Genomic DNA, 16,064 nt, shown 5'->3' on the forward strand with positions numbered 1-16,064 from the left:
GGTCGGTACGCGCTGCGAGCGCGGCCCAGGTCGCGCGCCGCGACCGTGCGCCGGCCAGCTCGACGAGCGCCGTCCCCTGGTCGTCGGCTCGCTCCACCAGCGTCGCGCCGAGCGCGCGGTACGGCTCCGGGTGCTCCACGGGTCGGGGCACGTCGTCCCGAGCGTCGAGCCAGCGCAGCACCGCGCCCGCGACGTCCTCGTCCTCCACCACCAGGTGGCCGGCGCCCTCGAACCGGTGCACGTCGGCGTGCGGGAGGCGGTCCCGCAGGTCGCGGAGGTAGCGCGCGGAGAACACCGGGTCGCGCGGCCCCCAGAGCAGCAGGGCCGGGACGCCCAGGCCGCGGACGCCCTCGGCGATCCGGTCCAGCTCGGGGCGGCTCGGGTGGTCGGGCGTCGCGGGGATGTCGGCCACGAACCCGCCGATCCCCGCGCGCCGCTCGGCCGTCCGGTACGGCGCGCGGAAGGCGTCGGCCACGGCGGGGTCGAGGCGCGGGTGCGCGAGCGCGAGCGTGGTCTCGAGGAAGGCCGGCGTGGTGACCGTCCCCACCGGCAGCACGCCCGGCGCCATGGCCACGCGCAGCGCCGCGGGGAGCGGGTCCCGGTCCGGCTGGTGCACCGCCGTGTTGGTGAGCACGATCCCGGCCAGGAGCTCGGGGTGGTCGAGCGCCCAGCCCAGGCTGACCACGCCACCCCAGTCGTGCCCGACCGTCACCACCGGGCCGGACAGGCCGAGGTGGCCGGTCAGGTCCCCGAGGTCGGCCACGCGGTCGGCGAGCCGGTGCTGCTCGCCGGTCCGCTCGGACCAGCCCATCTCCAGCTGGTCGACCGCGATGACGCGCCAGGGCCGCTCGGGCCGGGCACCGGCCGCGACCAGGCGGCGCCACAGGAACGACCAGGTCGGGTTGCCGTGCACGCACAGGAGCGTGCCGACGGGCTCGGCCTGCAGGGTCGGGCCGTTGTCGAGCAGGTGCCAGGTCCGCGACCCCACCCGGACCACCCGCGACCAGCGCGGGTCGATCCCGCCGGCCGCCAGGACGTCCGCGGGCGGTGTCGACGCCGCGGTCACCAGACGATCTCGGCCATGGCGGTGTGCAGACCCGACCCGACGCCCATGCAGAGCACGCGGTCGCCGGTGCGCAGCGAGTCGGCCTCCTCCGCCAGGGTCATCGGCAGCGCGGCCGGGCCGACGTTCCCCCAGCGCGGGAAGGTCGTCGGCACGCGCTCGGGGTCCAGGTCCAGGGCCTCGACGATCGAGCGGGTGTGCACCGAGGAGACCTGGTGCGTGACGATGCGGTCGACGTCGGCCCAGCCCCACTCGGGCTGCGCCTCGTTCCAGGTATCGACCACCAGCTCGAGGCCGCCGGCCAGCAGCCCGCTCGGGTCGGTCCGCATGCCGTCGACCCCGCCGACGCACAGGTCGTGGTGCTGCGTGGCCGAGCGGGCGACGCCACCGAGCAGGCGGTGGGCGCCCGGGTGCAGGTGCGCCGGGCCGAGGACGGCTGCGGCCGCGCCCGCCCCGAGGGTCAGGGTGGCGAACTCCTCGAGGAACGACTCGCGGGTGGTGTCCGGCGAGGTGAGCCGCGCGATCGTCGCCTCCTGCGTCGGGCGTGGGTCCTCGCCGTTGACGATCACCGCGTACGAGATCTGGCCCGAGTCGATGAGCTGCGCCGCGAGCGTCATGCCGTTGACGAAGCCCAGGCACGCGTTGGTCAGGTCGAAGTTGAGCGCGCTGGACGGCAGCGACAGGCCCGAGTGGATGCGCGACGCGACCGACGGCTCGAGAAACGTGCGCGTCACCGACGTGTTGATGAGCAGCCCGACGTTCCCGGCGTCGATCCCCGCCTCGGCCAGGGCCTTCGCGCCCGCGGCCGTCGCCGCGTCGTCGAACGTCATCTCCTCGTCCCACCAGCGGCGCTCGTGCACGCCGGCCACCCGGGACAGCAGCCCCCGGGGCAGGCGCAGGCGCTTCAGGGTGGGCGCGAGCTGCTCGTCGAACACCGTCGACGGGACCACGACGGGCGCCTCGATGCCGACGACGGCGAGGAGGGCGACATCACGGTGGCGGAACGTCGCGTTGCCTGTCACAGGCTGTCCTCTCGACGGGGGCTGAGGTCGCGGGCTCGCGCGACGGCGCGGGCGTGGGATCGGCGCGGTGGCTGCGCTGCGGGGACGGGTGGCGTCAGAATCTGGCCTGCACCGCCTCGCCGTGGGCCGGGAGACCCTCGGCGTCCGCGAGTGCGACGATCTTGTCCGCGACCTCCGCCAGCGCGTCGGCGTCGTACTCGATCACCTGCACGGCGCGCAGGAACGAGTGCACGCCCAGGCCGCTGGTGAAGTGCGCGCACCCGCCTGTCGGCAGCACGTGGTTGGAGCCGGCCATGTAGTCGCCCAGCGAGACGGGCGAGTACGCGCCGACGAAGATCGCGCCCGCGCTGGTCACCCGCTCCGCGAGTGCCGCGGCACCGACCGTCTGGATCTCGAGGTGCTCGGCGCCGTACGCGTTGACCACCTCGAGGCCCCGCTCCAGGTCGTCCACCAGCACGATCGCCGACTGCCGGCCGTCCAGGGCGGCGGTCACCCGACCGCGGTGCATCGTCACCTCGACCCGGTCGATGAGCTTCGCCTCGACCGCGCCGGCCAGCTCGACCGAGGGCGTCACCAGGACGGCCGCCGCGAGCGGGTCGTGCTCAGCCTGCGAGACGAGGTCGGCGGCCACGTGCGTCGCGTCGGCGGTGCCGTCGGCCAGGATCGCGATCTCGGTCGGGCCGGCCTCGGCGTCGATGCCGACGACGCCGCGGACCAGCCGCTTGGCCGCCGCGACGTAGACGTTGCCCGGGCCGGTCACCACGTCGACCGGCTCGCAGAGCGTCTCGCCGTCGACGTCGTCGCTGCCCGCCGCCCCGTAGGCGAACATCGCGATCGCCTGCGCCCCACCCACGGCGTAGACCTCGTCCACCCCGAGCAGGGCGCACGTGGCCAGCACGACCGGGTCGGGCAGGCCGTCGCCGGCCTTCTGCGGCGGCGACGCCACGGCGAGCGACCCGACGCCGGCGGCCTGGGCCGCGACCACGTTCATGACGACCGACGAGGGGTAGACCGCAAGGCCGCCCGGCACGTACAGCCCGACGCGGCGGACCGGGATCCAGCGCTGGCGCACCTGCGCGCCGGGGGCGATCTCGACCGTGAAGTCGGCCGGCCGCTGCGCGCCGTGCACCTCGCGGACACGCCGGATGGTCTCCTCCAGCGCCGACCGCACGTCGGGGTCGAGGACGCCGACGGCCGCCGCGATGACGTCCGCCGGCACCCGCAGGTGCACGGGGCGCACGCCGTCGAAGCGCTCGGCGAGGTCGCGCAGCTCGGCCGCCCCGCGCTTGCGCACGTCGGCCAGGATGGGCGCCACGACCTCGGCGGCGTGCTCCACGTCGACCTCGGCGCGGGGCAGCTCCTCGAGGAGCTCCCGGCGTGACAGGGTGCGACCGCGCAGGTCGATGCGGGTGATCACGTTCCTGAGCATAGGACGCGCCTCCGGGCGTGGCCCGGCCACGACCAACGGGCGGTCCGTGCGCTGCGCCACACCCGGCGCGGACCAGGCAGACTGCTCCCATGACCCAGGTGCCCATCTCCGACGACTCGATCCGGCTCGGCCAGTTCCTCAAGCTCGCCGACCTCGCCGACTCCGGCGCGCACGCCCGCGCGCTGCTGGAGGAGGGAGCCGTCACGGTCAACGGCGAGGACGAGGCCCGCCGGGGCCGCCAGCTGGTCCGCGGGGACGTGGTCGAGGTCGACCTGCCGGCCGGCTACAAGGAGGCCACGGTCGCGTAGACCGCGTAGGCCGCCTGCCACAGGTCGTCGGTGGGCGGCGGCTCCTCCCCGGCGAGCAGCACCGAGAGCCCGTCGACGAGCGCGTGCCACCCCGCCGCGAAGTCGGCGCCCCCGCGCTCGCGCCCGGCCGCGACGACGGACGGCGTCGGCGCCTGGTGCACGACGAGCAACGTCGCGTCCCCCTCGGGCTCGAGCGTGAACGTCACCTCGGTGCCCCCGTCGCCGTCGACGGGCCCCCAGGACACCACGAGTCGGCGTCCGGGCCGGGCGTCGAGCACGTCGAACCGGGCCTGCGACGGTGCGTTCGGGTCGTCGAACACGACCCGGTCACCCGCCGCGGGGTCCCAGAGCTCGTCGTCCCCGACCGGCCACTGCGCCACCGGCCAGAGCCACCGGCCGACCCGCTCGCGGCGGGTGAGCGCCGACCAGACGTCGTCGACGGAGGCGTCCAGCAGCCGCGACACCACGACCGCCGCGCCCTCCGGGGTCGTCGTCACCTCACCCGCGACGCCCGCCGCCTCGAGCGTCCGGTAGCGCGACAGCAGCGCGGCGAACGGCTGCGCGTCCGCGACGGGGCGCCCGAGCGCACCCGCGAGCGCGTCCAGCAGCCCGTGCCACCCGGCGCCGTAGACGCTCGCGCCGACGGCCCGCAGGTCGCGATGCACCAGCCGGAGCTCCGTGCCGTGCCCGTGCACCCGGAGCGCGACCTCGAGCTCCCCCGGCGCCTCGTCCTCGTGCGTCCACGTGACGACCAACCGGCTCGTGGGCTCGCAGACCAGCACCCGGCCGCGCGTCTGCGGGTGCCCGGCGTCCGGGAACGTGAGGACGTAGTCCTGACCGGTGACCTCGAGCTGCCCGATCCACCGGCCCACACGCTCCGGCACCGTGAGCGCGGCCCAGACGTCGGCCGGCGACGAGCTCAGCACGCGGCTGAACACGAGCTCGCGGCGGGGTCCGCGGACCAGCACCTCACCCAGGTCGCCGCCCATCACGGCTCCCGGTAGTGCGGCAGGGCCGCGTCGAAGAGGTCCTGCCACGGCCGGACGGGCCGACCGGCCGCGTAGTCGTCCAGCTGGTCGAGAGACGCGTGCCAGCCGCCCCCGTACCCCCGCGCCGCCGACTCGGACAGGTCCAGGTGCTCGAGCACGAGGAGCGAGCCGACGCCGTCCGCGACGATGGTGACCACGATGCTCGTCGCCTCCTCGCCGGGGAACTCCCAGGTGAGGACGAGCCGCCCCGGCGCGTCGCACTCCAGCACCTCGCCGGCCGCGTTCTGCGGCGAGCCGGCCACGTCGTCGCCCATCCGGAGCTCGTACCGGCCGCCCACCCGCAGGTCGCCGTAGACCGGCCCGAGCCAGCGCCCGAGCCGCTCCGGCTCCGTCACGCAGGACCACAGGTCGTCCGGCGTCGTCGCGTAGCGGCGCTCGAAGCGCACCGTGACGCCGACCTCCCCGGGTGTCAGCACGCCCCACACGTCCGTCGTCATCACTGCTCCTCCGTCGCGTCCTGGGCCCGGCGCCGCTCCCGCGCGCCCCGGGCGATCTCCGTCTCCAGCGCGTCCAGCCTGCCGTCCCAGAACCGCCGGATGCCCCGCGACCAGCGCTCGAGCTCGTCGAACGCCTCCGGCCGCACCGAGTACAGGCGGACGGCGCCCTGCGGGACCGAGTCGACGACGCCGGCCTCGCGCAGCACCCGCAGGTGCCGGGACGCCGCCGGCTGGCTGATGCCGAACTCGGCGCCGACCGCGGTCGCCAGCTGCCCGGCGCTGCGCTCGCCGTCGGCGAGGAGCTCGACCAGCCGGCGCCGGACCGGGTCTCCCAGAGCGTCCATCGTCTGCACGACGCCGATGTTTCCACCTTCGGTTATATAACGCAAGGCGGATACGACGGATCGCGGCTGGAACGCGGTGCCCCGACGACCCCGCGAGGTGTCCCGACAACGGCACCGGGCGCGACGGCTCCGCGGCCGCGGGGGCAGGTCAGCCGCCGACGGACCCTCCGCGGCCTCGGTCAGGACGCCAAACAGCTGGGCCCGAGCAGCGCCTTGAGGTCCCCGAACAGAGACGGCGACCGCGCGACGCGCAGCCCGTGGTCGAGCCGCATCACGGTGGCACGGCCGGGGCTGGTGAGCCGCAGGTGCACCTCGGTGACGCCCGGGTGCGTGGAGAGCACCTCGCGGAGCCGCTCGACGACCGGCGGGGTGCAGCGGGACACGGCCATCGACACGACGACGGGCGCGTCCGCGGCCTGGGCGACGTCGGGCAGCGACACCTCCATGGCCTGCAGCTGCATGGTCTCGTCGCGCCGTCGCACCCGGCCGCGGATCACCACGACGGCGTCCTCGGTCAGCGCCGTGGAGTAGGCCAGGTACGTCTCGCCGAAGAACATGATCTCGACCGAGGCCTCCATGTCCTCGATGGTGACCGCGGCCCACGGGTTGCCCTGCTTGGACATCTTGCGCTGCAGCGACGTGATGAGCCCCGCGACGACGACCGTCGAGCCGTCGGGCCGCTGCTCGTCGCCCAGGAGGGTCGCGATCGACACGTCCGCCGCGGCGGCGAGCACGTGCTCGAGCCCGGACAGCGGGTGGTCCGAGACGTACAGGCCGAGCATCTCCCGCTCGAACGCCAGCCGTTGCTTCTTGTCCCAGTCGGGCAGGTCCGGCACGACGACCGCGAAGCCCTGCGGGCCGTCATCGCCTCCCATGAGGTCGGCGAAGAGGTCGAACTGCCCCTCGGCCTCCTTGCGCTTGACGCCGATGACCGAGTCCACGGCCTGCTCGTGCACCAGCAGCAGCGCGCGTCGCGCGTGGCCGAGGGAGTCGAACGCACCGGCCTTGATGAGTGACTCGATGGTCCGCTTGTTGCAGACCACCGCCGGCACCTTGTCGAGGAAGTCGGTGAAGGACGTGAACTCGCCCTTCTCCTCGCGCGCCCGCACGATCGCGTCGACCACGTTGGACCCGACGTTGCGGACGGCCGTGAGACCGAACCGGATGTCCTTGCCCACGGCCGTGAAGTTGGCCGACGACGAGTTCACGTCGGGGGGCAGGACCGTGATCCCCATGTGCCGCGCCTCGCCCAGGTACAGCGCGGACTTGTCCTTGTCGTCGCGCACGCTGGTCAGCAGCGCGGCCATGTACTCGGTCGAGTAGTTGGCCTTCAGGTAGGCCGTCCAGTACGAGATCACCCCGTACGCCGCGGAGTGCGCCTTGTTGAACGCGTAGTCGGAGAACGGCAGCAGGATGTCCCAGAGCGTCTGCACCGCGCCCATCGAGAAGCCGCGCTCGACCATGCCGGCCGAGAAGCCCTCGAACTGCTTGTCCAGCTCCGACTTCTTCTTCTTGCCCATCGCGCGGCGCAGGATGTCGGCCTGGCCGAGCGAGTACCCGGCGACGCGCTGGGCGATCGCCATGACTTGCTCTTGGTAGACGATCAGGCCGTACGTGGTGCCGAGGATCTCCGCGAGCGGCTCCTCGAGCTCCGGATGGATCGGGGTGACGGGCTGCACGCCGGTCTTGCGCAGCGCGTAGTTGGTGTGCGAGTTGGCGCCCATCGGGCCGGGCCGGTACAGGGCGCCGACGGCCGAGATGTCCTCGAAGTTGTCGGGGCGCATCAGCTTGAGGAGCGAGCGCATGCCGCCGCCGTCGAGCTGGAACACGCCCAGGGTGTCGCCACGGCCCAGCAGCTCGTACGTGGCCCGGTCGTCCAGCGCGAGGTCCTCGAGGACCACGGCCTCCTTGCCATTCATCACGATGTTCTCGAGCGCGTCGTCGAGGATCGTCAGGTTGCGCAGCCCGAGGAAGTCCATCTTGATGAGGCCGAGGCCCTCGGACGTCGGGTAGTCGAACTGCGTGATGACCGCGCCGTCCTGCGGGCGCCGCATGATCGGGATGATGTCGATCAGCGGGTCGCTCGACATGATCACGCCGGCCGCGTGCACGCCCCACTGCCGCTTCAGGCCCTCGATGCCCTTGGCCAGCTCGACCACGCGCTGCGCCTCGGGGTCCGCCGCGTGGACCTGACGGAACTCCTCGGCCTCGTTGTACCGCTTGTCCGCCGGGTCGAAGATCCCCGTGAGCGAGATGTCCTTGCCCATGATGGCGGGCGGCATCGCCTTGGTGAGCTTCTCCCCCATCGCGAACGGCATGCCCAGCAGCCGCGCGGAGTCCTTGAGGGCCTGCTTGGCCTTGATCGTGCCGTAGGTGACGATCTGCGCGACGCGGTCCTCGCCGTACTTCTCGGTCACGTACCGGATGACCTCGCCGCGCCGGCGCTCGTCGAAGTCGACGTCGAAGTCGGGCATGGAGACGCGGTCCGGGTTGAGGAACCGCTCGAAGATGAGGCCGTGCTGCAGCGGGTCGAGGTCGGTGATCCGCATGGCGTACGCCGCCATCGAGCCGGCGCCGGACCCACGCCCGGGTCCGACGCGGATGCCGTTGTTCTTGGCCCAGTTGATGAAGTCGGCGACGACGAGGAAGTACCCCGGGAAGCCCATGCCCGTGATGACCTCGGTCTCGAACTCCGCCTGCTTGCGCACCGCGTCGGGGATCCCGTCCGGGTAGCGCACGTGCAGGCCGGTCTCGACCTCCTTGATGAACCAGCTGGTCTCGTCCTCGCCGGCCGGGACCGGGTAGTTCGGCATGTAGTTGGCCGACGTGTTGAACGTGACCTCGCACTGCTCCGCGACGAGGAGCGTGTTGTCGCACGCCTCCGGGAGCTCGGCCCAGACGCGGCGCATCTCGGCGGCCGTCTTGACGTAGTAGCCGTCGCCGTCGAACTTGAACCGGTCGGGGTCCGCGAGCGTGGAGCCGGAGTTGATGGCCAGGAGCGCGTCCTGCGAGGCGCGGTCCTCCTGCTTGACGTAGTGCAGGTCGTTGGTGGCCAGGAGCGGGGCGCCGATGGACTCGGCGAGGCGCAGGAGGTCCTTGAGCACCCGCGTCTCGATGTCGAGCCCGTGGTCCATGAGCTCGACGTAGAAGTACTCCTTGCCGAAGATGTCCTGCAGCTCGCCGGCCACGCGGACGGCCTCGTCCCACTGGCCCAGGCGCAGGCGCGTCTGGATCTCCCCCGACGGGCACCCGCTGGTCGCGATGAGGCCCTTGCCGTAGCGCTGCAGCAGGTCGCGGTCGATGCGCGGCCACTTGCCCATCTGCCCCTCGAGCGAGGCCAGCGACGACGCCCGCATGAGGTTGTGCAGGCCCTCGTTGTTCCGCGCCAGCAGCGTCATGTGCGTGTAGGCGCCGCGTGCCGAGACGTCGTCCTGCTCCTGGCCCTGCTGGCCGAACCGCACGCGGGTCTGGTCGAACCGGCTGGTGCCCGGCGTGACGTACGCCTCGATGCCGATGATCGGCTTGATCCCGGCCGACGTCGCCTTGGACCAGAAGTCGAAGGCGCCGAAGAGGTAGCCGTGGTCGGTGGTCGCGATGGCCGTCTGGCCGACCCTCTCGACCTCCGCGAACAGATCGCCCAGGCGGGCCGCGCCGTCGAGCATCGAGTACTCGGTGTGCACGTGGAGGTGGACGAAGTCGGAGCCCCCAGCAGATGCCATGCGGGCGATCCTACGTCCCGCCGCCGACACTCCCCGGCGCGGCGCGGCCTGTGTCGGCGGGTGCGCGGCGTGTCGCGGCGCGCCTACGCCGGAGCCGTCACGACCTTCACTGCGTCGCGGTGCCAGATGGCCTCGTCGAGGTACCGCTCCGGCCGCGCGACGTAGCCCAGCCGGGCGTAGAACCCGAGCGCCTGCTCCTGCGCGCTGAGCTCGACGGACACGCTCCTGGAGCCGTCCGCCACGACGCCGTAGCGCTCCAGCGCCTCCGCCTCGAGCGCTGCCATGAGCAGCGCCCCGACGCCGAGCCCGCGGGCCGTGGCGCTCACCGCCACCCGGCCGATGTGCGCGGGCTCACCGACGTGGTGCGGCGGGAGGAGCCGTGCAGTGCCGAGCGCGGTGCCGTCGCCGGCCTGCGCCAGCACGTGCAGCGTCGCGGGGTCGTCGTCCAGCGCGTCCATCTCACGCTCGGCGGCCACGTTCTGCTCCTGCACGAAGACGGCCATGCGGATCGCCGTCATCGCTGCACGCTGCTCGTCCGTCTCGACGCGCACGACGACGACCGTCACACGTACCCGTCCTGCAGCACCGCCAACGACCGCGCCAGGTCCTCGGGGTACTCGCTGGTCAGCTCGAGCCACTCGCCCGTGCTCGGGTGGTGGAACCCGAGCCGCATCGCGTGCAGCCACTGCCGCGTCAGGCCCACGCGCGCGGCGAGCGTCGGGTCCGCGCCGTACGTCAGGTCGCCGACGCACGGGTGGCGGGTCGCCGCGAAGTGGACGCGGATCTGGTGCGTGCGGCCCGTCTCCAGGTGCACCTCCACCAGCGAGGCCGCGGGCAGCATCTCGAGCACCTCGTAGTGCGTGATCGACGGCTTGCCGTCCGCCACGACCGCGAACTTCCAGTCGGAGCTAGGGTGGCGGCCGATGGGGGCGTCGATGGTGCCGCTGGTCGGCTCCGGGTGCCCCTGCACGAGCGCGTGGTAGACCTTCTCGACCGTGCGCTCCTTGAACGCCCGCTTCAGCACGGTGTAGGCGTGCTCGCTCTTGGCGACGACCATCAGCCCCGACGTCCCGGCGTCGAGCCGGTGCACGATCCCCTGCCGCTCGGCCGCCCCGGACGTGGAGATGCGGTAGCCGACCGCCATGAGAGCGCCGACGACGGTCGGGCCGGTCCAGCCCGGCGACGGGTGCGCGGCGACCCCGACGGGCTTGTCGATGACCACCAGGTCGTCGTCGTCGTAGACGATGCGCATGCCCGGCACCGGCTCGGCCACGACCTCGATGCCGGCCGCGGGGGCCACGTCGGGGATCTCGACCTCGAGCCAGCCGTTCGCGGACAGGCGGTCCGACTTGCCCAGCTCCTTGCCGTCGAGGCGCACGCCGCCGGCCTCGGCGATCTCCGCGGCGCGGGTTCGCGAGAGTCCGAGCAGCCGGGACAGCGCCGCGTCGACCCGCTCGCCCACCAGCCCGTCGGGCACGGGCATCGCGCGCGTGTCAGGCATTCTGCTCGGTCTGCTCGGACGGGCCGGCCGTCGCGGGCGCTGCGTCGTCGGTGCCGTCGGTGCCATCGGTGGCGTCGGTGGCGTCGGACACGTCCGCGTCCGGGTCGTCGTGCCCGTCGCGCGTCCCGTCGATGTGGACCCCCGTCGCGGCGAGGATCACGATCATCACGGCGGCGACGACGATCGCGATGTCCGCGACGTTGCCCACGAACCAGTGCGCGTACGCGATGAAGTCGACCACGTGGCCGCGCGCCGGTCCGGGCTCCCGGATCCAGCGGTCCACGAGGTTGCCCAGCGCCCCGCCGAGCAGCAGGCCGAGCGCGACGGCCCAGGCGCGCGAGCCGATCCGGCGGCTGGCCCGCACGACGACGACGATGACGACCATCGCGACGAGCGTCAGCAGCCACGTCATGCCGGTCGCGATCGACAGCGCCGCCCCGGGGTTGAACACGAGCTGCAGCCCCAGGAGGTCGCCGACCACCTGCCGTCGCTCGCCGTCCGCGAGGGCGTCGAGCGCCCAGGCCTTCGACACCTGGTCGACGACGAGGACGACCCCGGCGATCGTGAAGAGCGCGATCAGGAGCCCACGGCGACGCGGGTGGGTCGAGGGCGCGTCAGGCTGGACGTCCGGGGTGGTGGGCACCGCAGGAGTCTACGTGCGCGTCAGCGGCGCTCTTCGCGCTGCTTGCACTCCACGCAGAGGGTGGCCCGCGGGAACGCCTGCAGGCGGGCCTTTCCGATGGCCTTGCCGCACGACTCGCACGTCGCGAACGTGCCCGTGGAGATCCGCGACAGCGCACGGGTGGTCTGCGCGAGCAGGTCCCGCGTGTTGTTCACCAGCGTGAGCTCCTGCTCGCGCTCGAGCGCCGAGGACCCGGAGTCCGCCTGGTCGTCGCCGGCGCCGTCCCCGGAGTTGCGCAGCAGGTCGGAGAGCTCGGCATCGGCTGCCGCGAGCTCGCCCGTGAGTCGGTCGATGTCGCTGGTGAGCTCGTCCGCGACGTCCTTGACCTCACGGGTGGTCCACGGCTTCTCGCCGTCACGCACCGGGAAGCCCTTGACGAGCTTCGCGAGCTCCTTGGTGTCCGTGCTGATGTCGACCGTGCTCAGCGCGTCATTGATGGCCACGAGCGGGCCCCCCTGTCCTCGAAGTCACGTGACTGTATGCGTGCACCGGCAGGGACACAACACGCCACGCCGGGTGAAACCCGGCATGGCGCGTGGTGGACGTACGACCTGACCTGTGGTGATGCAGGGCGTGCCGGGGCCCGGCGGGTGGACGCCGGACCGTCGTCAGAGGTTCTGACCGTCCCCGACCGGCTGCGGCTGGCCCGAGCGGGGCGGCAAGGCGTTGCCCCGGTTGTCCAGGTCGCCCAGCAGGTTCTCGAGGTAGCTCTTCAGGCGCGTGCGGTAGTCGCGCTCGAACACACGGAGCTCGTCGATCTTGCGCTCGAGGAGCGAACGCTCCTGCTCGAGCTGGCCGAGCGTGCGCTGCGACGTCTCTTCGGCCTCGCGGACGATGCGATTGGCCTGGCTCTTCGCCTCGCCCACCAGACGGTCGGACTCCTCCTGGCCGCTGCGCACGTAGTCGTCGTGCAGCTTCTGGGCCAGGGCGAGCATCCCCGTGGCGGACTCCGGCTCGCTGGCCCGGGCGGCGGGCTGCACGGGCGCCACGACCGGCGCGGGCGCGGCCACGGGGGCGGCGATGACCGGTGCGGGAGCCGGGACGGGCTCGGGCGTGGGCTCGGGCTTCGCGGCCGGCGCGGCCTGCTGGGCACCGGCCCTGCTCAGCTCGGCGATGCGGCGCTCGGCCGCGGCCAGCTTGGTCTTCAGCTCGTCGTTCTCACCCTGCACCTCGCGCAGCGTGTTGACGACCTCGTCCAGGAAGTCGTCGACCTCGTCCTGGTCGTAGCCCTCGCGGAACTTCGTGGCCTGGAACTTCTTGTTCAAGACCTCGTCTGCGGTCAGCAGAGCCATCGTCATCACCTCAGTCGGTAGTGCTCGGTCGGGCCGGCGGCAGTCCACCGACCGCCTCGGGCCACGGTAGCGGAGAATGGGGTGCGCGCACGTCCCCGCGACACGCCCACGGACGGGTGGTCCGTCGGCTCAGAACTGGCTGAGCAGCGACATCAGGACGGAACAGCCCAGGACGAGCACCAGGAATGCGAGATCGAGACGCACGGATCCGATGCCGACGGGCGGCAGGATCCGGCGCAACGCCTTGAGCGGCGGGTCCGTCACCGTGTACGTCGCCTCCGCGATCACCAGGGCGATCCCCGACGGCTTCCAGTCGCGCGCGAAGAACTGCACCCAGTCCAGCACGAGCCGCACCAGGAGCAGCAGGAAGAACGCGAGGACGACGTAGAACAGCAGGGCGGCGACGAGATGCACGCGTCAGCTCTGGTTGTAGAAGCCCGCGCGCGTCGGCGGCTCGGCCGCGGGACCCGCAGCCTCCCCCGCCACCTCGACGTGCGCCGGCGAGAGCAGGAAGACCTTGCTGGTCACGCGCTCGATCGCGCCGTGCAGGCCGAAGATCAGTCCCGCCGAGAAGTCGACGAGCCGCTTGGCGTCGGCGTCGTCCATGTCCGTGAGGTTCATGATCACCGGGGTGCCCTCGCGGAACGCCTCGCCGATCTTGCGCGCGTCGTTGTACGACCGCGGGTGGATGGTGGTGATGCGGCGCAGCTCACCGGCGACGGGCGCCTGCGGCGCGGCCTGCGTGGGCAGCGTCGTGCGCGTCGGCCGGTGCAGCGGCGTGACCTGGGCCTCGTACTCCTGCGGCACCGCGACCTCCTGGTCGTCGTACTCCTCGAGGTAGTCCTCGTGCTCGGACCGGTCGTCGGCCAGGCCGAGGTACAGCATCGTCTTGCGCAGCGCTCCGGCCATCGCCTTGGCTCCCTCCCCGGATCTCTCCGGACCTCCCCGGAGCCCCGCCTCCTGCTGAACACTGCTGCAGCGACGCTGGGCTCCCTCTGCCGGTCACGCTAGCAACGCGCGCGAACAGCGCACCCCGCGACACGCCCGACAACCTCGGCATTCACCACGGGAGATGCGGTCGGTCCGGCGGTCGGACCAGACCGGCGAACCGACCCGTCCGCTGGGCGCGCCGGAACGAGTAGAGAGCGGGGTCCTTCCAGGTGTCCCGCCCGTCGGTGGTCACCTGCGTGACCCCGACCGAGCGCAGCAGCGCGACGACGCCGGCCGGCAGGTCGAGCGCGGGGGTGCCCCACGCCGTCGTCGCCCGCGACTGCGGCACGACGGCGACGACCTCGTCCTGCAGGTCGGCCGGCACCTCGTAGGACTCGCCCGCGATCGCGGGACCCACGGCGGCACGGATCCGCCCGACGTCCGCGCCCTCTCCGACCATGGCCGCGACCGCCGCCTGCACCACGCCGGCCACGAGGCCGCGCCGCCCGGCGTGCACGGCGGCCACGACCCCGGCGGCCGCGTCGGCCAGCAGGACGGGCACGCAGTCGGCGACCAGCACGGCGACCGCGACGGCCGGGGTGGTCGAGACCAGCGCGTCGGCCTCTCCGACCGACTCGTCGTCGGCGCGCGGCGGCTCCGACACCACGAGCACCCCGGCGCCGTGGACCTGGGAGGCGTACGCGACGGGCGCGCCCGCCCACCGCACGAGCAGGTGCCGGTTGCGATCGACGGCCGCCGGGTCGTCGCCGACCGCGTAGCCGAGGTTCAGCGCGTCGTACGGCGGCCGACTGACGCCGCCCCCGCGGGTGCTGAACCCGGCCCGCACGCCGGGACCGAGATCGACCGCCACGACGGGCGGGAGGTCGACCCCGGGCTGGACGCCGGACACGAGGGTGCTCGCGTGCCTACTTGAGGAAGTCCGGGACGTCGAGCTCGTCGCGCTCGCGGCGCGGGGCGTCCTCGGTGAAGATCCGGGGCACCTCGAGCGCTCCCGTGATCGGCGTCGGCTCAGCCTCGGTCGAGAGGAAGGCCGGGACGTCGGGCTGGCTCGCGCCGGCGGGACGGTTCTGCGCGTACGCGCCGACCGGCACCAGCTGCTCCTCGGGGTCGAGCACCGGGCGCGGCGTCGGCACCTGCGGGGCGGCCGGGACCTGGCGGGCCGAGTTGCCGCTGACCTGGCCGAGAGCGCGCGCGTCGCGGCGGACCGTCGGGGAGCCCGAGTCGAACCCGGCCGCGATGACCGTCACGCGGACCTCGTCGCCGAGGGCGTCGTCGATGACCGCACCGAAGATGATGTTCGCCTCGGGGTGCGCGGCCTCCTGCACCAGGCGCGCGGCCTCGTTGATCTCGAAGAGCCCGAGGTCGGAGCCGCCCTGGATGGAGAGCAGCACGCCGTGCGCGCCGTCGATGCTGGCCTCGAGGAGCGGCGACGAGATCGCCATCTCGGCGGCCTGCACCGCGCGGTCGTCGCCGCGGGCGAAGCCGATGCCCATGAGCGCCGAGCCGGCGCCCTGCATGACGGACTTCACGTCGGCGAAGTCGAGGTTGATGAGACCCGGCGTGGTGATGAGGTCCGTGATGCCCTGGACACCCGACAGCAGCACCTGGTCCGCCGAGTGGAACGCGTCGAGCACCGAGACGGACCGGTCGGAGATCTGCAGCAGCCGGTCGTTCGGGATGACGATGAGGGTGTCGACCTCGGCCCGCAGCGCCTCGATCCCGGAGTCCGCCTGCACGGAGCGGCGGCGACCCTCGAACGTGAACGGGCGGGTGACGACACCGATGGTCAGCGCGCCGAGCGAGCGGGCGATCCGTGCGACGACGGGTGCGCCACCGGTTCCGGTGCCACCACCCTCGCCCGCGGTGACGAAGACCATGTCGGCGCCGCGCAGGACGTCCTCGATCTCGTCCTTGTGGTCCTCGGCGGCCTTCTTGCCGACCTCGGGGTCCGCGCCGGCGCCGAGCCCACGGGTCAGCTCGCGGCCGACGTCGAGCTTGACGTCCGCGTCGGACATGAGCAGGGCCTGGGCGTCGGTGTTGACGGCGATGAACTCGACACCCTTGAGGCCGACCTCGATCATGCGGTTCACGGCGTTGACGCCGCCGCCGCCGATGCCGACGACCTTGATGACCGCCAGGTAGTTCTGCGGAGCTGCCACGGTGGGTGCCTCTCGTTCTGTGCCGGTCGCGGCCTGAGCCACGGGGTCCGGCCACGACACTCCGAGGCCGGCGGTGAAACCTTCACCCTCTACTTGAGGGTTATAGTT

General features: G+C 72.9%; 17 protein-coding genes. 1 reads left to right on the top strand and 16 read right to left on the bottom strand.

Annotated features, from left to right (window positions below; translation table 11 throughout):
- The 3 genes from AC1DT4_RS09900 to hisD form a co-directional block, all read right to left on the bottom strand.
- Positions 1–1,066: alpha/beta fold hydrolase (locus tag AC1DT4_RS09900; protein ID WP_477089616.1), on the bottom strand; the 1,066-nt coding region annotated here is incomplete at its 3' end.
- Entirely contained in the window at positions 1,063–2,085 is a 1,023-nt protein-coding gene (locus tag AC1DT4_RS09905) for a 3-oxoacyl-ACP synthase III (RefSeq protein WP_477089617.1), read from the bottom strand. The genes AC1DT4_RS09905 and AC1DT4_RS09900, both read right to left, overlap by 4 nt.
- 94 nt (positions 2,086–2,179) lie before the next feature.
- On the bottom strand, positions 2,180–3,502 hold the full coding sequence (gene hisD / locus AC1DT4_RS09910; protein ID WP_477089618.1) for a histidinol dehydrogenase: 1,323 nt from the start codon (positions 3,500–3,502) through the stop codon (positions 2,180–2,182).
- A gap of 101 nt (positions 3,503–3,603) precedes the next feature.
- On the opposite strand from hisD, the gene AC1DT4_RS09915 reads away from it, so the two are divergent.
- Positions 3,604–3,822, top strand: coding sequence for an RNA-binding S4 domain-containing protein (locus AC1DT4_RS09915; RefSeq protein WP_477089619.1), 219 nt, complete (start codon positions 3,604–3,606; stop codon positions 3,820–3,822).
- Here AC1DT4_RS09915 and AC1DT4_RS09920 read toward each other — a convergent pair.
- The 13 genes from AC1DT4_RS09920 to ftsZ all read right to left on the bottom strand — a co-directional run bounded on the left by AC1DT4_RS09920 (position 3,798) and on the right by ftsZ (position 15,956).
- The gene (locus tag AC1DT4_RS09920) at positions 3,798–4,811 is read right to left on the bottom strand and encodes an SRPBCC domain-containing protein (RefSeq protein WP_477089620.1); all 1,014 of its coding nucleotides are present in this window, start codon (positions 4,809–4,811) and stop codon (positions 3,798–3,800) included. The two genes, AC1DT4_RS09915 and AC1DT4_RS09920, sit on opposite strands and share 25 nt — an antisense overlap.
- The gene (locus tag AC1DT4_RS09925) at positions 4,811–5,308 is read right to left on the bottom strand and encodes an SRPBCC family protein (protein ID WP_477089621.1); all 498 of its coding nucleotides are present in this window, start codon (positions 5,306–5,308) and stop codon (positions 4,811–4,813) included. The genes AC1DT4_RS09920 and AC1DT4_RS09925 overlap by 1 nt, the downstream gene beginning before the upstream one ends.
- The gene (locus AC1DT4_RS09930) at positions 5,308–5,652 is read right to left on the bottom strand and encodes an ArsR/SmtB family transcription factor (protein ID WP_477089622.1); all 345 of its coding nucleotides are present in this window, start codon (positions 5,650–5,652) and stop codon (positions 5,308–5,310) included. Before AC1DT4_RS09930 ends, AC1DT4_RS09925 begins: the two co-directional genes overlap by 1 nt.
- A gap of 179 nt (positions 5,653–5,831) precedes the next feature.
- Positions 5,832–9,371, bottom strand: a complete 3,540-nt coding sequence (gene dnaE / locus AC1DT4_RS09935; RefSeq protein ID WP_477089623.1) for a DNA polymerase III subunit alpha — start codon at positions 9,369–9,371, stop codon at positions 5,832–5,834.
- 83 nt (positions 9,372–9,454) lie between these two features.
- On the bottom strand, positions 9,455–9,922 hold the full coding sequence (locus tag AC1DT4_RS09940; RefSeq protein WP_477089624.1) for a GNAT family N-acetyltransferase: 468 nt from the start codon (positions 9,920–9,922) through the stop codon (positions 9,455–9,457).
- Between the two features lie 11 nt (positions 9,923–9,933).
- Positions 9,934–10,872 carry an RluA family pseudouridine synthase gene (locus AC1DT4_RS09945; RefSeq protein ID WP_477089625.1) on the bottom strand — a complete coding sequence of 313 codons (939 nt, stop codon included), beginning with the start codon at positions 10,870–10,872 and terminating at the stop codon, positions 9,934–9,936.
- Positions 10,865–11,515 carry a signal peptidase II gene (locus AC1DT4_RS09950; protein WP_477089626.1) on the bottom strand — a complete coding sequence of 217 codons (651 nt, stop codon included), beginning with the start codon at positions 11,513–11,515 and terminating at the stop codon, positions 10,865–10,867. The genes AC1DT4_RS09945 and AC1DT4_RS09950 overlap by 8 nt, the downstream gene beginning before the upstream one ends.
- 20 nt (positions 11,516–11,535) lie before the next feature.
- A complete protein-coding gene (locus tag AC1DT4_RS09955; protein ID WP_477089627.1) occupies positions 11,536–11,997 on the bottom strand; it encodes a TraR/DksA family transcriptional regulator in 462 nt (153 codons plus the stop codon).
- A gap of 165 nt (positions 11,998–12,162) precedes the next feature.
- Positions 12,163–12,846: a DivIVA domain-containing protein gene (locus AC1DT4_RS09960; RefSeq protein WP_477089628.1), complete on the bottom strand. Its 684-nt coding sequence runs from the start codon at positions 12,844–12,846 to the stop codon at positions 12,163–12,165.
- A 129-nt stretch (positions 12,847–12,975) separates the two neighbouring features.
- Entirely contained in the window at positions 12,976–13,260 is a 285-nt protein-coding gene (locus AC1DT4_RS09965; protein WP_477089629.1) for a YggT family protein, read from the bottom strand.
- 3 nt (positions 13,261–13,263) lie between these two features.
- Complete coding sequence (locus AC1DT4_RS09970) at positions 13,264–13,755, bottom strand: cell division protein SepF (protein ID WP_477089630.1); 492 nt, start codon at positions 13,753–13,755, stop codon at positions 13,264–13,266.
- 151 nt (positions 13,756–13,906) lie between these two features.
- Positions 13,907–14,686: a peptidoglycan editing factor PgeF gene (gene pgeF, locus AC1DT4_RS09975; protein ID WP_477089631.1), complete on the bottom strand. Its 780-nt coding sequence runs from the start codon at positions 14,684–14,686 to the stop codon at positions 13,907–13,909.
- Positions 14,687–14,702: 16 nt separating this feature from the next.
- The gene (ftsZ, locus tag AC1DT4_RS09980; protein ID WP_477089632.1) at positions 14,703–15,956 is read right to left on the bottom strand and encodes a cell division protein FtsZ; all 1,254 of its coding nucleotides are present in this window, start codon (positions 15,954–15,956) and stop codon (positions 14,703–14,705) included.
- Positions 15,957–16,064 lie beyond the last annotated feature (108 nt).

This window comes from Cellulomonas sp. P4_D11 (genome assembly GCF_056401915.1).

Excerpts from the sequence above, each read along its gene's own strand:
- AC1DT4_RS09970 (WP_477089630.1), bottom strand. The coding sequence starts at position 13,755 with ATGGCCGGAGCGCTGCGCAAGACGATGCTGTACCTCGGCCTGGCCGAC.
- AC1DT4_RS09930 (WP_477089622.1), bottom strand. The coding sequence starts at position 5,652 with ATGGACGCTCTGGGAGACCCGGTCCGGCGCCGGCTGGTCGAGCTCCTC.
- AC1DT4_RS09920 (WP_477089620.1), bottom strand. The coding sequence starts at position 4,811 with ATGGGCGGCGACCTGGGTGAGGTGCTGGTCCGCGGACCCCGCCGCGAG.
- AC1DT4_RS09925 (WP_477089621.1), bottom strand. The coding sequence starts at position 5,308 with ATGACGACGGACGTGTGGGGCGTGCTGACACCCGGGGAGGTCGGCGTC.
- dnaE (WP_477089623.1), bottom strand. The coding sequence starts at position 9,371 with ATGGCATCTGCTGGGGGCTCCGACTTCGTCCACCTCCACGTGCACACC.
- AC1DT4_RS09960 (WP_477089628.1), bottom strand. The coding sequence starts at position 12,846 with ATGGCTCTGCTGACCGCAGACGAGGTCTTGAACAAGAAGTTCCAGGCC.
- AC1DT4_RS09945 (WP_477089625.1), bottom strand. The coding sequence starts at position 10,872 with ATGCCTGACACGCGCGCGATGCCCGTGCCCGACGGGCTGGTGGGCGAG.
- AC1DT4_RS09915 (WP_477089619.1), top strand. The coding sequence starts at position 3,604 with ATGACCCAGGTGCCCATCTCCGACGACTCGATCCGGCTCGGCCAGTTC.